This window comes from Ruminococcus albus AD2013 (assembly GCF_000526775.1).
Lineage (GTDB): Bacteria > Bacillota > Clostridia > Oscillospirales > Ruminococcaceae > Hominimerdicola > Hominimerdicola alba_A.
Genome location: NZ_JAGS01000001.1, coordinates 2,068,756 through 2,083,491, shown reverse-complemented (window position 1 = coordinate 2,083,491; position 14,736 = coordinate 2,068,756). Strand labels below are relative to the sequence as shown.

The following is a 14,736-nucleotide window of genomic DNA, read 5'->3' as shown; positions in this document are numbered from 1 at the left end:
ACCATATCCGAACATCAGAGTAAAAAAACATATTTACTGGTGAAATAAGCTGTTTCAGTGCGCACACCCCCAAGCCCTCTTCAAAAAAGAGGACTCGGGGGTGTTTTGTTCTATTTGTTTTTATGCCGTTTTCAGTTCAAAAAGAGAAATTCCAAGTCGGTTTTCTGAGATCTTAGCAAAATGCTTCTTTATGTTGTATGCAAGTCCCAGCAAAAGGAACTCAGTTCTGATGTTATTTTTGCCCCTGCACAGGAATCTTCTGAAGCCATGATCCTGTTTCAGCACTCCGAATACGCCTTCAGCCTGTATGCTTCGGTTCATTCTGAGCTGTTTTCCGAATTCGGTCGTTATATTTTCCAGGCTTTCTGTTCTCAGTTCTTTGAACTTATGCGATATAGACAGCGTCTTGTTTCCTTTTGCTTTTGTACAGTTCTGTTTGTAGGGACAACCTTCGCAGCTTTCACATCTGTACATAGCTTTTTCGGAAACGAATCCCGTCTTGCTTTTTTCGTGTTTAGTCCCGACTCTCCAAAGTATCCTGCCGGCTTTGCATACGAAAATATCGCCCATTTCGTGGTATTCCATATTCTCGGGTCTGCCGTATTTTGTACGATAATTCCGCTTTTTGCTCTGCTCATAATTTACGGGTTTTATGTATGAGGTCATGTTATGTGATCTGATATAAAGATAGTTCTCCTCGCTCTCATAACCCGCATCACAGATGATGTTTTTCAATACAAACAGCTCCAGATCGTTGAGCTTTGACAGAAACGGGATCAGCGTATTTACATCGCTCCGTTCGCTTGAAACGTCTATACCTACAATATACTCGCCTTCCACTGCTGCCTGTATGTTGTATCCGGGTTTCAGCTGACCGTTTCTCATATGGTCTTCCTTCATGTGCATGAATGTTGCATCGGTATCTGTCTTTGAAAAGCTGTTCCTTCCGTCAAAAAGGCTGTTGTAATAGTCATACTGTGCCATTTTATCGCGATATCCTTCCAGCTTTTCAAGTGCTTTCTGATATGATGATTTATGATGTCCTTTTCCGTAAACTCGTTCAATACCAAATTTTATCATAAGTGAAGAAAGTGTACCGATCATATCCGAAACTGGCGTATTTTCGGGGAATCTCACACCATAAGCATAATTTATCTCATCAAGTATCTCAGGCAGTTTTACTCGCAGTTTCTGTTCGTTTTTGGATACAGACTTCTTCCAGACGAATGTATATCTGTTTGCATTAGCTTCGATCTTGGTGCCATCAATGAACAGGTTCTTACCGCTTATCTCTTTCATATTCAAAAGATACTTTACAACAGCGTAAAACACACGCTCAATCTGTTCTCCCATTTTCTGTCGAAATCTTGAGATAGTGCTGTGATCCGGAGCTCCAAAGCCATCGAGAAGCCACATGAAATGGATATCCCTTTTGCAGAGCTGTTCAATCTTACGGCTTGAAAAAGAGTCGTTCATGTAGCCGTAGATGAGTATCTTCATCATGATATCCTCGGGTATGGCGCCATTCCACTTGCTTACTATCGTGTATTCTTCTTTTTGATAGATCTCATCTATAACATTGCTCAATACTCTGACAGGTGAGCTTTCTTCGATGTAGATCTCATAATTCATGTTAAGACGCACTTGACAATTTCTCATTTTTGTGGTACAATCCTTTCGTTGGTTTGATGTTATATTTGCAATTACATTATACCACAAAATGAGACGCCTGGCACTACCTTTTTGGTGTGTCAGGCGTCTTTTTCTTTGTTGGGGCTGCAACAGCCCCTTTGTTTGTGTTCTTTAGCGTAAATAACCCCAGGTTCTACCGGGGGAGATAAAAAGCTTTAGCACCAAGAATAAAAGACGAACAGAGATTCCAGTCCCTCTTTGCGAATCTGCTGTGATCTGCCTCATTTCCGGTATTGTAACTGACTCTACCTGACTAAACTTTTTTCGTGTAAAAGACCGGCAGGCTGTCGCTTCACGGCATCAGAGCTTCAAGCTGTTCTTTTGTCGGAGTATGACCGTACTTCGGCAGCTCTGTCAGCAGATGCAGAAGATACCCGTACACATCAAGACCGTTTCGTTTAGCCGTTTCGATCATCGTCATGATCACCGTACTTGCGTGTGCGCCCTTCTCGGTAAAGCTGAAAAGAAAATTCTTCCTTGCAATAACATAATGCTTGATCCAGTTTTCTGCGCACCATTCCCTGATCGTCAGCCCACTTGTCTGCTGCGCTTCGATCTGTGCTACCCATTCCTGAAGCTTCATTTCTTTTTTGACTGTTGTGATGGATGTTGTTTTGTCCATCCCTGTTACCTCCTTGTCTAATCTACTCCAATGAACTCAATGGATCAATTTGGACTATCCAATTTTTCCCATGGTGTTGCTTGGAGTTTATTATACTTTATTAGACTTCGGAGGAGGTGCGGAGGGTTTGATGCTTACCTTTGCGGTGGTGTGATAAAGGGATAGCCATGAATAATAATAATCAGCCCCGAAGCGAACGGACATTGCTTCGGGGCTGTGGTTTTATACCGGCAGTTTTATTTTATACTCAGCTAAAATTCGGGTGACTTTATCCATCTGTTCTGTTTCACGCTTTATGAATACCATAACAACGATGAAAGCTATAAGGTCGGATATTGGAGCGGCTGCCATTATGCCGTTTAATCCGAAGAAGTAGGCGAGTGTCAGCACAAGCGGGATAAGGAACAGCACCTGTCTTGTGAGTGAGAGAACTGCGCCTTTTACGGGCTTGCCGATGGCTGCAAAGAAATTCGAGGATATCATCTGGATACCTGTCAGCGGAAGCATCAGCAGGAAAGTCCTCATGAATTTTACCGCGAAATCGAAGTAAAGAGCAGTTTCCTGTTTATCTGACGAATCGAAGAGCGAAAGCACCTGTTTCGGAAATATCTGGAATACCGCAAAGGCTATTATCGTAATTACAAGTTCGCACTTTATTGCAAGCCTGTACACGCCCTTTACGCGTTCGTACTGTCTTGCACTGTAATTGAAGCCTACGATGGGCTGCATACCCTGCAAAATTCCTATTATTATGGCGAGTACGATGGAATTGACCTTCATTACGATGGTGCTGGCGGCAAGGGGAATATCCGAGCCATAGGGCGAAAGTTCGCCGTATTTGGTGAGTGAGCGGTTCATGACTATCTGCACGAGAGTGAGGGCTATCTGTGTAAGACCGTTGCTCATGCCCATTGTAAGTGTGGTGAGCATCTGGCTCAAACTCAGCCTGATGTGTTCGCGGCGGAGAGTTATGCGCTTCAGCTTTTTAAGGTACATAAGGGCGAATATGCCTGATACCACCTGTCCTATGACTGTTGCCCAAGCAGCGCCCGATACTCCCCAGTCAAATTTGAATATGAATATAGGGTCGAGTACGGTATTTATCACGGCGCCGATTATCATAGTGGTCATGGAATACTGCGGACTGCCGTCAGCACGCGCGAGATTGCTCATGCCGTTCATTACTACGATGAAAGGCATACCCAGAGCGGTTATCTTAGTGTAATCGTAGGCGTATGGGTATACATATTTGGTTGCACCAAAAGCCATAAGCATAGGGTGGAGAAACAGCTCCGTTACTACTGTCAGCAGTATGCCGAAAACGAACATCATGCAAAGACCGCAGCCTACTGTCTTGGCGGCATTTTCTTCCTCGTGCTTGCCGAGATACAGCGAATATCTTGAAGCTGTACCTATGCCGATAGCGAGGGTTATCGCCATACATATCGTAGTCAGCGGGAAAGCCACGCCTGTTGCGGCATTTCCAAGCGGTCCCACGCCCTTGCCTATGAATATCTGGTCAACGACGTTGTACAGCGAACTTACCAGCATGGCTATAACGCTGGGCAGTGCGAATTTGCACAGCAGCATCGGAATTCTTTCGTAACCCAAAGGGTTCTTTTCTCTTACTTCATTCAATTTTCCTTACCTCTTTTTATATTTTTTCAAAACATTAACTATTATACTCCTTTCTGCGTAATTTGTCAAATCTTTTTTCTTATACGTTAACAAAAATATGAACGAAAAGGTGTATCAGAACATTAATTGACATATATACCTTAGCAAACTATACCTATATAGTGCGCGTTAGCCTTGACTAATATGCGCCGCCGTGTTATAATGATACTGTTGATATTAATAGTATAAGGCACAGTATCGTGCCTTTATAAAACATAATATTTTTCACGGTGACTGACACCGATAGAAAGGAAGATAGCTATGCAGACAAGAGTAGCGGTTATTTCTATCATTATTGAAGACGTCAGCTCTGTGGAAAGCATAAATTCCATACTGCACGAATTCGGCGAGTACATTTTCGGCAGGATGGGAGTGCCTTACCGTGCCAAGGGCATCAACATCATAAGCATCGCTATCGATGCACCGCAGGATAAGATAAATACCCTTGCGGGCAAGATAGGCAGACTTAACGGTGTTACCGCCAAGACGGTATATTCAACGGTCTGACCCGGGATAAACGGGAAAGACCCATTATAAAAAATACAAGCATATGTTTCCTCCTGATGCCGAAAACTATTTTGAGGCAGAAGCAGAAAGACACAAGCGACCGCGGAAAATATCGGGGCGCGGCAGGATATGGGGTATATATACTTTATGTTTTGCATGAGCCCACGGGATAAGTGTATCCGCAGGTCTTTATCGGCGTGTAAGCCCGTGTTCTCTGTTTTCGGAGGATACGGGCTTGATTTATGCTTTTCACCGGCAGGCAAAAAAAGGAGAGCTGAAACATGGGACTTAATGACACACCCTCGGGCGAGAGGGTACACATAGGCTTTTTCGGACGCAGGAATGCGGGCAAATCAAGCGTGGTTAACGCTTTTACAAATCAGGAACTGGCGATAGTATCGGATACTCCCGGTACGACTACCGACCCTGTATATAAGGCGATGGAACTTCTTCCGATGGGACCCGTAATGATAATTGACACCCCCGGTTACGATGATGAGGGTGAACTGGGTGAACTCAGGGTCAGAAAGACCTCAGAGGTGCTTGGCAAGACTGACTGTGCAGTTCTCGTTACGGACTGTACCAGAGAACTGGACGAGAGCGAAAAACAGCTGATAAAGCTGTTTGAAGGCAGGCGCATACCCTATGTCATCGCTAAGAACAAGTCCGATCTTTTGGATAGTATCCCGACCGAGGATAAGAACGAGATATATGTCAGTGCCCTCAACAAGACCATGATAAACGAACTGCGCGAGAAAGTCGCACAGCTTACCGATTATAAGGAGCAGAGCGTTCCGCTGGTGGGCGACCTTATCGGTGAGGGTGAACTTGCGGTGCTGTGTATACCTATCGATAAGGCAGCACCTAAGGGCAGGCTGATACTCCCTCAGCAGCAGGTGATACGCGACCTGCTTGAACACGGTTCTGCTGCGCTGACCTGTCGGGAAACGGAGCTGAAAGGTTTTCTGGAACAGCTGAACCCGAAGCCCGCGGTAGTTATAACCGACAGTCAGGTATTTGCAAAGGCGAATGAAGCTACCCCTGTGGATATCAAGCTGACATCTTTCTCCATACTCATGGCGAGATACAAGGGATTTCTTGAACCTGCCGTGCGGGGCGCAAAAGCGATAGATGCTCTTAAAGACGGCGACAGGATACTGATCTCCGAGGGTTGCACCCACCACCGTCAGTGCGAAGATATCGGAACTGTGAAGCTGCCGAAGCTGCTGAAAAAGTATACAGGCAAGGACTTCAGGCTGGAGTTCTCATCGGGCAGAGAATTCCCCGATGACCTTACAGATTACGCCCTTGTTATACACTGCGGCGGCTGTATGCTGAATGCCCGCGAGATGAGCAGCAGAATGATGACTGTCGAAGAAGCAGGTGTTCCCGTTACGAATTACGGCATCGCCATCGCTTACATGAACGGAATACTCGAAAGAAGTCTGGAGATCATCCCTGAAATAAACTAGAGGTGGCTGCATGAGTGATAAATTTGTATTTGACAAAACATCGCCCGATGCCGATAAGTATACCGAGGTCGATAAATTTCTACAGCTTACGGAGCGCTTCTGCAAAAAAGGCATAGGCTCGATAGCAGACAAAGTAGTTTCAAAGTTTGGCAGAAAGAATCATTCAAAACCGATGTCTGCTTTGAAAAGGGCGGTGAATATCATCGGGGCTGACGGTATCGAAGCGGTCTATGATGATCTTATGCACTGCACAAGGGTCGATCGCAGTGATATCTATATCGGCGCAGTATATCTGTTCAGGCAGGGAAATTTCATGTGCAGGCTGAAAGATATAAAAAAATGCTACGTATACAATTCAGATAACACCGAGGATATAGCCTATTTCTGCTATGTGGATATCAGCGATGAAACATGTGACGAGACTTTTGAGCTACGGAGTCTGAGCGTGCTGAAAGTTCAAAGACAGTTACAATTTGACGAGATAAGGAAACTGATAGGCATAGGAGAACAGGAATAGACCTTTGACTAAGGAGAAAAACAAAATGAGCGACAGAAAAGAAGAGATATCCTATTACGACCTCGGCGGCAGGGAAGCTGAGATGTACCGTGCAATAGACGAATTTCTGGCGCTGTCGAAAAGATACAGTCCGCAGGCAGTCAGACGAAAGCGTATCATAGGTGTTGTGGCGGGAATTATCGGGACGATGGCTTCGGCGTTATTTATGCTGGTCACAAGTATGGTGCTGTTATTTCTTATATCGGTGCTGATATCGGGCTGGCTGGTAGTGTATTTTGCCTTCAGCTACGGAAAGAGACCCTTTCCCGATGTGCTGCGTACTGATACCATTATCGGTGCTGACGGATTGGAAAATGTATACAACGATCTGATGCACGTTGACTGCATAAGTAATACTGCCGTATACGTCGGCGATGAGTATATCTTTAAGAAAAACAGGGTCGTGCTTCGTATAAGGGATATAGAGCGTACTTATATCCGTGTGGAGTCTTCTGATGACGGGAACTCATATTATGCGGCGGTCGAGGTCTTTGACGAAACAGGAAGACTGAGTATCGACATAAAGCCTTTGAGCGGCATAACAAAGAACAAACGTCAGCAGAAGTTTGAGGAACTTGTAAGACCCATCGAAGAAAAGAGATACAGGCTGAAAAAGCTGGAGGACCAGCTGTGAATAATAACAATGACAGACCTGATATATACAGCACATTTACATGAGCTGAAGTAAGAAAGTAATGGCTTATGTATGGGAGATAAAATAATTAAAGACAGGGTGAGATCATGAGCAAGGCTCTTATAGATAAACTGAACAAGGATAAGCATCTCGAAAAAGAAGAATGGGTGACCCTTTTATCTGGGTATACCGATGATGACAGGGCTTACGCCGCGGGTATCGCACGGGAGATAAGTAACTCGCGTTTCGGAAATAAGATATTCATTCGCGGTATCGTGGAATTTTCAAACATCTGTAAGAACGATTGCTACTACTGCGGAATAAGACGTTCCAATACCAATGTTCAGCGGTATCGGCTTACCCCCGATGAGATACTCGACTGCTGTGACGAGGGTTATGAACTTGGTTTCCGTACCTTTGTTTTGCAGAGCGGCGAGGATAAGAGCTATACTAACGATACCCTCTGTGATATCGTTCGCAGGATAAAGGCGGCTCACCCCGACTGTGCTGTTACACTTTCTCTCGGTGAACTGACCTATGACGAATACAAGGCACTGAGAGAAGCAGGTGCCGACAGATATCTTCTGCGCCACGAAACAGCCGACAAAGCCCATTATGAGAAACTTCACCCCGCCGAAATGTCATGGGATGACCGCATGGAATGTCTTAAATATCTGAAAGAACTGGGATACCAGACAGGTGCGGGTATAATGGTGGGTTCACCCTACCAGACTATGGAGTGTATCGCCGAGGATATGCTTTTCTTTGAAAGCTTCAAGCCAGAGATGATAGGCATAGGACCATTCCTGCCCCACAAGGATACACCTTTCAGGGACGAACCCAAAGGCAGTTACGAACTGACACTTTTCCTGCTGAGTCTGTGCAGGATAATTCTCCCCGATGTTCTCCTGCCCGCAACTACTGCCCTCGGCACGATACGTCCCAACGGCAGGGAGGAAGGTGTAAAGGCAGGCGCTAACGTTATAATGCCCAACCTTTCCCCGACAGCGGTGAGAAAGAAATATATGCTTTACGATAACAAGATATGTACAGGTGACGAAAGCGCACAGTGCCGCGGATGTCTTGAAATGAGAATGAAGTCCATCGGCTACGAGGTAGCTGTATCAAGAGGTGACCATATATGATTAAATTTGCTGTATACGGAAAAGGCGGCATAGGTAAATCCACCATCGCCTGCAATATCTCGGCGGCACTGGCTGCAAAAGGTCTTACCGTCATGCAGATAGGCTGTGACCCCAAGGCGGATTCAACATCGCTTCTCCACGGCGGCGACAGGATACCTACCGTGCTTGATATGACCCGCAAAACAGGCGGCAAGTTCACCCTTGACGATGTGGTCTTCAAGACCCCAAGCGGAGTATACTGCGTTGAAGCCGGCGGACCTGTCCCGGGACTGGGCTGTGCGGGCAGAGGTATAATCAATGCCCTGGAAAGCCTTGAAAAGCTGGGTGCTTATGAGGTATACAAGCCCGATGTTGTGGTCTACGATGTCCTCGGCGATGTGGTATGCGGAGGATTCTCCATGCCCATGCGCAAGGGCTATGCTGATAAGATATTCGTTGTCTGTTCGGGCGAGAAAATGTCCAGATATGCGGCGGCAAATATCTGCATGGCTGTTGAGAATTTCAAGGGCAGAGGATACGCTTCTCTTGGCGGCATAATACTAAACCGCAGGGGAGTACCCGATGAAGACGAAGCGGCAGAGGAGCTTGCGGCTGATTTCAATACATCTGTCATAGGTACTCTCGACCGCAGTGAGGATATACCTCTTGCGGAAGAAATGGGCAAAGCGATAGTGGCTTCCGCTCCCGAATGTGAAACTTCAAAACAGCTGAAAGCAATAGCCGATGCGGTATACGCTATTTGCGGAGGTGAGTGATATGCTCAGAAAAACAGAGCTTGACCGTCCACCCGTGATAAGGCTGGGCGATGCGCCCCGCGGTGATTTCTTCACAGGCGGACTTGAATACAATCCACCTGCAAGGGGTGTATGGAACATAGTCCATACAGGTATGCTGATACCCGAAGCACATGAGATATTCGCCTGTGCTCAGGGCTGTCTCCGCGGTGTTATCCTCACGGCGGCTGAAATGAATGCCCTTGACCGCATGAGCTGGATATCCGTTTCCGAGCAGGATATGTTCGATGGTACGCTGGAAAGCGATGTGGTTGACGGCGTGTGTGAAATAATCGAAGGTCTGCCTTACAGACCCCGCGCTGTGCTTTTGTATCTCAGCTGTATACACCTTTTTGCAGGTTGCGATTTCGATATCATAATACGGGACCTTTCAGAAAAATTTCCCGATATAGATTTTTCGGACTGCTATATGACACCCACCATGCGCAAGACCATCTCTCCCGATGCAAAGATGAGGGCGCAGCTTTACAATGCGCTGAAGCCCCTGCCCGTAGATGAACGCTCGGTGAATATCATCGGCAACGACCGTGCTACCGATGAAAACAGCGAGCTTGTCCGCATAATAAGGGATAATGGCTTTACTCTTAGGGATATAACCTCATGCAAGACCTACGATGAATATCTTGATATGGCAAAGGCGGCGGTGAATATCGCTTATCTGCCTACGGCGGCTATGGGCTGCGATGAACTTTCCGAGCGGCTTGGGACTAAGTCGCTTTATCTGCCCAACAGTTTTGATGCGGCAGAGATAAGGGCGAATATCGCGAAACTGTGCGAAACTCTCGGAGTTGAATGTCCCGACCTTACGCGTGAAGAAAAGCAGGCAGAGGACGCACTTTTCTCCGCAAAAAAAGCTTTGGGCGATATTCCCGTAGCTATCGACTTCACAGCGGTAACACAGCCTTTCTCTCTGGCGAAACTCCTTTGCGAAAAAGGCTTCAATGTGAAGTATATCATAAATGATGTTCTGGGTGAGGACGGCGCCGCATTCGATGGGCTGAAAACTCTCGCACCAGATATTGAGATATACTCGGCGGTTAATGTGAATATGCTGCATTTCCCCGAGGAAGACCATGAAAAGGTCATAGCCGTGGGTCAGAAAGCCGCACATTATTTCAACACCGACTATTTCGTAAATATAGTCCAGAACGGCGGATATTACGGCTTTACAGGCATAGCTGAGATAGCACGCCTGATAGAAGAAGCGGCAAACGCACCAAAGGACAGGCGGACTCTTATATCACACAAGGGTATCGGCTGTGAGAGCTGTTTATAATTCATAATTCATAATTATTGGCATTGGCGATACAGTGTCAATGATCATGAAAAAGAGGTTTACTATGAAAAATGTCAGTAAGATAATACCATGCTATGCGGCGGATACTTCGGGCGTATGTTCGGCGCTGTATGAGTTTGGCGGCATGATAGTCGTGCATGATGCATCGGGCTGCAATTCCACTTATTCAACCCACGATGAACCCCGCTGGTACGATATGCGCTCGGATATCTATATATCCGCGCTTACCGAGACCGATGCTATCCTCGGCAACGATGAAAAGCTTATCGAAGATATAGTCTCAGCCGCTAAAGACCGTCAGCCCGCATTTATAGCGCTGTGCGGTTCACCCATGCCCATGATGACAGGTTTTGACTACGAAGCAGTGGCGAGGGATATTCAGGGACGGACTGGTATACCGACTTTCGGTCTGGCAACCAATGGTACACGTTCGTATATCAGCGGTGCCGGTATGGCGCTTGAAGCTATTGTCCGTGAGTTCGTACATGATATGCCCAAGGAAGATTTCGATGGCATCGCCATAAATATCATAGGTGCGACCCCCCTTGATTTCGGTCTTACGGGGGCGGTTGAAAGCATGAAGAAGCTTTACAGCAGACCTAAGATGAAAGTCATATCCTCCATAGGCATGGGCGGCACTCTCGATGAGATACGCAAAGCAGCCTCTGCAAATGTGAATCTCGTGGTATCCTACTGCGGGCTTCCTGCAGCGCGGTATATGGAAAAGGAATTCGGTATACCCTATATCTGCGGCGTGCCCCTGGGCGATGTCGATATGATACAGGCAGGTGCTCTCAGCAGTTTTATGTATGAAACTGCCCATGACGGTATAAGCAGAATGATGGCAGCAATGTGCCGCGGCAGATGTACCGACGAAAAAGCCGAGCGCCTTGTCATAGGCGAGGCTGTGCTTGCAGGGTCGATAGCCTTTGAATGGTCTGTAATGACCCGCCATGCGGTAGATGTTATATGTCCCCCGGATATAGATGCAGACCTATCTCCCGATAAAAAGGATATGCCCCTATATGCCGAGGAAGACATCAAGGCATATATCAAAGACCGCGGCATTAAGGAAGTCGTGGCAGACCCCCTGTACAAATACATCATACCCGAGGGATGCAGGCTTATCGAACTGCCCCACTTCGCTTTCTCGGGCAGATGCTTTGCAAAGGATATGAAAGATCCTACGTGTAATGACTTTCTGGATGATCTTGTACTCGCAATAAATAAGAAAAATAAATGAGGAGTTTTTTGAATGATAAAACTGGCGATATACGGCAAGGGCGGCATAGGAAAATCCACCTGTACCGCGAACCTCGCGGCGGCTTTCGCATCTCTCGGAAAAAGGGTGATACAGATAGGCTGTGACCCCAAGGCGGATTCTACCATAAATCTGCTGGGCGGAACACCTGTAACCCCTGTTATGGACTATATGCGCGACCGTGACGAAGAACCGACTTCCATCGAGGAGATATCTCAGATAGGTTTCGGCGGTATACTCTGTATCGAAACAGGCGGACCCACCCCGGGTCTCGGCTGTGCGGGCAGAGGTATCATCACCACATTCTCCCTGTTGGAAGAACTTGAACTTTTTGAGAAGTTCAAGCCCGATGTGGTTCTCTACGATGTCCTCGGCGACGTGGTATGCGGAGGATTTGCCGCCCCTATAAGAGAGGGCTACGCCGACAAGGTGCTGATAGTTACCTCGGGCGAAAAGATGGCGCTGTATGCCGCTAATAATATCAACAAAGCGGTGAAGAATTTCGAGGACAGAAGCTATGCCAAAGTACGCGGTATAATCATGAACCGCCGCGCCGTTGAAAACGAGGAAGAAAAAGTCCGCGCTTTTGCAGAGTCAGCAGGTCTTGACGTTGCGGCTGATATCCCGCGTTCGGCTGATATAATAAAGTACGAGGATATGGGCAAGACCGTCATCGAGGGCGACCCCGAATGTGAAACTTCAAAGCGCTTCTTCGACCTCGCCAAAAAACTCATAGCGGAGGAAGAACAGGATGACTGACGCATACTACATCACCGCCGCCGATCTCGCCGCAAAGGGCTTTGAAAATACCCCCGACGAACTCATGAGCCACAAGCATATGATATATTCGTCCCCCGCAACACTGGATTTCAATTCTCCCGGTGCAAAGGGATTCGGCGTAAAAAGAGCGGGTCTTGCCATACCCGGTTCTGTGATGCTTCTGGTAGCCCCCGGCTGCTGCGGAAGAAATACCGCACTTCTCAACGAACTGGGATATAACGAAAGATTTTTCTATCTGCTTCTCGATGATACCGATATCGTCACAGGCAGACATCTCACAAAGATACCAAAGGCGTGCAGAGAAGTCTGCGAAAGCCTTGACTATACACCCACAGCAGTGATGATATGCATTACCTGTGTTGACGCACTTCTTGGTACGGATATGGAACGTGTATGCCGCAAGTGCGAGGACGAAACAGGCGTACCGACTGTCCCCGCATATATGTATGCGCTTACAAGAGAGAAGCGTCTGCCCCCCATGGCAGGAGTGAGAAAGTCGGTATACTCGCTGTTGAAGCCGCAGAAGAGGATATCCAACGAATGTAACATACTCGGATATTTCAGCCATGTTCACGATGACAGCGAGCTGTATGACCTTCTTCACAGTGCGGGCATAAAGAAAGTTCGTGAGCTTTCAAGGTGCAGTACAATAGATGAATACCACGATCTTTCAAGGGCGAATTTCAACCTTGTGATAAATGCCGAAGCGAGATATGCCGCACAGGATATGGAAAAGCGTTTGGGTATACCCTTTATCGAGCTGACGAGAATGTACAGGCTTGATAAGATACGCAATCAGTACCGTCTGCTTGGTCAGGCGCTGGGTGCAGAATTTGATGATGATAAATATTACGATAAAGCCAAAACCGCAGTAGATAACTTCATATCAAAACACGGAAAGATATCTGCGGCGGTGGGCGAGTGCGTAAATGCTGACAGCTTTGAACTTGCCCTTGCACTGACAGAGTACGGCATAAAGGTCAGCGAGATATACGGCACGGTGGGGGAGAGAAACTTCGTATTCATAAAGAAACTTGCTCAGGTATCCCCCGATACCCGCATATTCTCGAACCTTTCGCCTACGATGCTGAATTATGAGAGAAAGACTGATATAGATGTTGCGATAGGTGTTGACGCTGGATATTATCACCCCGACCTGCCATGCGCACAGTTCAATACCGAGGAACAGCCTTTCGGATATGAGGGCGTTGAACGCCTGCTTGCAGAACTAGACGAAGCACTTGCAAAGGAGGAGAAGAAATGAAAAAGTTTTTGAGATATATCTCTCCCCTTGCCCCCGATGATTCAGGTGCCTGTTCGGTGCTTTACGAACTTGGTGGTATCACCGTTATATGCGATGCGGGCGGATGTGCGGGCAATGTCTGCGGTTTTGATGAACCCCGCTGGTTCACTAAAAAGTCCGCGCTGTTCAGTGCGGGACTCCGTGATATGGACGCTATCCTCGGCAGAGATGACCGCCTTGTTGCAAAGCTTGCCCTTGCACAGCAGCAGCTTGAAAGGGACTTCACCGCCATCGTCGGCACACCTGTCCCCGCAGTCATAGCCACCGACTATAAAGCCCTTGAACGCATGGCTGAAAAGAAAACAGGCGTACCCTGTATCACAGTTCAGACCGACGGCACAAAGCTTTACGATAAAGGCGAGGAAGAAGCCTACCTGCGTTTGTTCAAAACATTTGCAAAGGAAAAACTCCCCACCCGGAAAGGCACTGCCGCCGTCATAGGCGCTACACCTCTTGATACGGGCTTCATCACCGCCGATACCATAGTATCGCAGATAAAGGCTGAGGGCTTTGAGGAAGTCAAATGCATAGGCTTCGACAGCGGACTTGACGAAGTAAAAAACATCTCCCGATTTGAGAAGATATTCGTCATATCTCCCGCAGGCATCAGGGCAGGAAATTACCTTAAAGATAATTTCTCACTCGATGTTGAGGTGCACGGCTGTCCGCTTCCTGGTGAGTATACCGATAAGCTGAAAGACCTGAGAACAGGCGGCAGAACTCTTATCATACACCAGCAGATGACAGCAAATGCTGTCCGCGATATCATAGGCGATTCGACCTGCGGAACGTTCTTCATGCTTGATAAGACCGCCGCACAGGAGGGCGACTTCCACATAAAGGACGAGGAAGACCTCGCAGAAAAGGCAAAGGGCTTCGACCTTATAATAGCTGATATCAGCCTTAAACGCGCCCTCCCCGAGTACAAGGGCGAATGGTTCGACCTGCCTCACTTCGCAGTTTCGGGCAGAACTTTCCAATAACAGATATAAGAAG

Annotated in this window: 14 protein-coding genes; 11 read left to right on the top strand and 3 right to left on the bottom strand. The window is 47.2% G+C overall.

The window, feature by feature from the left end; translation table 11 throughout:
* Positions 1 to 120: 120 nt before the first annotated feature.
* The 3 genes from N773_RS0109295 to N773_RS0109285 form a co-directional block, all read right to left on the bottom strand.
* Complete coding sequence (locus N773_RS0109295; protein ID WP_043537739.1) at positions 121 to 1,659, bottom strand: IS1182 family transposase; 1,539 nt, start codon at positions 1,657 to 1,659, stop codon at positions 121 to 123.
* 325 nt (positions 1,660 to 1,984) lie between these two features.
* Positions 1,985 to 2,314 carry an IS66 family insertion sequence element accessory protein TnpA gene (tnpA, locus tag N773_RS20065; protein WP_024857542.1) on the bottom strand — a complete coding sequence of 110 codons (330 nt, stop codon included), beginning with the start codon at positions 2,312 to 2,314 and terminating at the stop codon, positions 1,985 to 1,987.
* A 222-nt stretch (positions 2,315 to 2,536) separates the two neighbouring features.
* Positions 2,537 to 3,952 carry an MATE family efflux transporter gene (locus tag N773_RS0109285; protein ID WP_024857541.1) on the bottom strand — a complete coding sequence of 472 codons (1,416 nt, stop codon included), beginning with the start codon at positions 3,950 to 3,952 and terminating at the stop codon, positions 2,537 to 2,539.
* 300 nt (positions 3,953 to 4,252) lie between these two features.
* On the opposite strand from N773_RS0109285, the gene N773_RS0109280 reads away from it, so the two are divergent.
* The 11 genes from N773_RS0109280 to N773_RS0109230 all read left to right on the top strand — a co-directional run bounded on the left by N773_RS0109280 (position 4,253) and on the right by N773_RS0109230 (position 14,723).
* Positions 4,253 to 4,498 (top strand): TM1266 family iron-only hydrogenase system putative regulator, encoded by a 246-nt coding sequence (locus N773_RS0109280; RefSeq protein WP_024857540.1) that lies wholly within the window; start codon positions 4,253 to 4,255, stop codon positions 4,496 to 4,498.
* Between the two features lie 281 nt (positions 4,499 to 4,779).
* Positions 4,780 to 5,970 carry a [FeFe] hydrogenase H-cluster maturation GTPase HydF gene (gene hydF / locus N773_RS0109275; protein ID WP_024857539.1) on the top strand — a complete coding sequence of 397 codons (1,191 nt, stop codon included), beginning with the start codon at positions 4,780 to 4,782 and terminating at the stop codon, positions 5,968 to 5,970.
* Between the two features lie 10 nt (positions 5,971 to 5,980).
* Positions 5,981 to 6,487, top strand: a complete 507-nt coding sequence (locus N773_RS0109270) for a hypothetical protein (RefSeq protein ID WP_024857538.1) — start codon at positions 5,981 to 5,983, stop codon at positions 6,485 to 6,487.
* A gap of 25 nt (positions 6,488 to 6,512) precedes the next feature.
* Positions 6,513 to 7,160, top strand: coding sequence for a hypothetical protein (locus N773_RS21230; protein ID WP_024857537.1), 648 nt, complete (start codon positions 6,513 to 6,515; stop codon positions 7,158 to 7,160).
* 107 nt (positions 7,161 to 7,267) lie between these two features.
* Positions 7,268 to 8,305: a [FeFe] hydrogenase H-cluster radical SAM maturase HydE gene (hydE, locus tag N773_RS0109260; protein WP_024857536.1), complete on the top strand. Its 1,038-nt coding sequence runs from the start codon at positions 7,268 to 7,270 to the stop codon at positions 8,303 to 8,305.
* Complete coding sequence (locus N773_RS0109255) at positions 8,302 to 9,060, top strand: AAA family ATPase (RefSeq protein WP_013497286.1); 759 nt, start codon at positions 8,302 to 8,304, stop codon at positions 9,058 to 9,060. Before hydE ends, N773_RS0109255 begins: the two co-directional genes overlap by 4 nt.
* A gap of 1 nt (position 9,061) precedes the next feature.
* Entirely contained in the window at positions 9,062 to 10,375 is a 1,314-nt protein-coding gene (locus N773_RS0109250; RefSeq protein ID WP_024857535.1) for a nitrogenase component 1, read from the top strand.
* 64 nt (positions 10,376 to 10,439) lie between these two features.
* Positions 10,440 to 11,639 carry a nitrogenase component 1 gene (locus tag N773_RS0109245; RefSeq protein ID WP_024857534.1) on the top strand — a complete coding sequence of 400 codons (1,200 nt, stop codon included), beginning with the start codon at positions 10,440 to 10,442 and terminating at the stop codon, positions 11,637 to 11,639.
* A 12-nt stretch (positions 11,640 to 11,651) separates the two neighbouring features.
* Complete coding sequence (locus N773_RS0109240; RefSeq protein WP_013497289.1) at positions 11,652 to 12,416, top strand: AAA family ATPase; 765 nt, start codon at positions 11,652 to 11,654, stop codon at positions 12,414 to 12,416.
* Positions 12,409 to 13,701, top strand: coding sequence for a nitrogenase component 1 (locus N773_RS0109235; protein WP_024857533.1), 1,293 nt, complete (start codon positions 12,409 to 12,411; stop codon positions 13,699 to 13,701). Before N773_RS0109240 ends, N773_RS0109235 begins: the two co-directional genes overlap by 8 nt.
* A complete protein-coding gene (locus tag N773_RS0109230; protein WP_024857532.1) occupies positions 13,698 to 14,723 on the top strand; it encodes a nitrogenase component 1 in 1,026 nt (341 codons plus the stop codon). Before N773_RS0109235 ends, N773_RS0109230 begins: the two co-directional genes overlap by 4 nt.
* Positions 14,724 to 14,736: the final 13 nt, after the last annotated feature.

Coding starts and splice junctions, on each gene's coding strand:
- N773_RS0109295 (WP_043537739.1), bottom strand. CDS start 1,659: ATGAGAAATTGTCAAGTGCGTCTTAACATGAATTATGAGATCTACATC.
- tnpA (WP_024857542.1), bottom strand. CDS start 2,314: ATGGACAAAACAACATCCATCACAACAGTCAAAAAAGAAATGAAGCTT.
- N773_RS0109280 (WP_024857540.1), top strand. CDS start 4,253: ATGCAGACAAGAGTAGCGGTTATTTCTATCATTATTGAAGACGTCAGC.
- hydF (WP_024857539.1), top strand. CDS start 4,780: ATGGGACTTAATGACACACCCTCGGGCGAGAGGGTACACATAGGCTTT.
- N773_RS0109270 (WP_024857538.1), top strand. CDS start 5,981: ATGAGTGATAAATTTGTATTTGACAAAACATCGCCCGATGCCGATAAG.
- N773_RS21230 (WP_024857537.1), top strand. CDS start 6,513: ATGAGCGACAGAAAAGAAGAGATATCCTATTACGACCTCGGCGGCAGG.
- hydE (WP_024857536.1), top strand. CDS start 7,268: ATGAGCAAGGCTCTTATAGATAAACTGAACAAGGATAAGCATCTCGAA.
- N773_RS0109255 (WP_013497286.1), top strand. CDS start 8,302: ATGATTAAATTTGCTGTATACGGAAAAGGCGGCATAGGTAAATCCACC.
- N773_RS0109250 (WP_024857535.1), top strand. CDS start 9,062: ATGCTCAGAAAAACAGAGCTTGACCGTCCACCCGTGATAAGGCTGGGC.
- N773_RS0109245 (WP_024857534.1), top strand. CDS start 10,440: ATGAAAAATGTCAGTAAGATAATACCATGCTATGCGGCGGATACTTCG.
- N773_RS0109240 (WP_013497289.1), top strand. CDS start 11,652: ATGATAAAACTGGCGATATACGGCAAGGGCGGCATAGGAAAATCCACC.
- N773_RS0109235 (WP_024857533.1), top strand. CDS start 12,409: ATGACTGACGCATACTACATCACCGCCGCCGATCTCGCCGCAAAGGGC.
- N773_RS0109230 (WP_024857532.1), top strand. CDS start 13,698: ATGAAAAAGTTTTTGAGATATATCTCTCCCCTTGCCCCCGATGATTCA.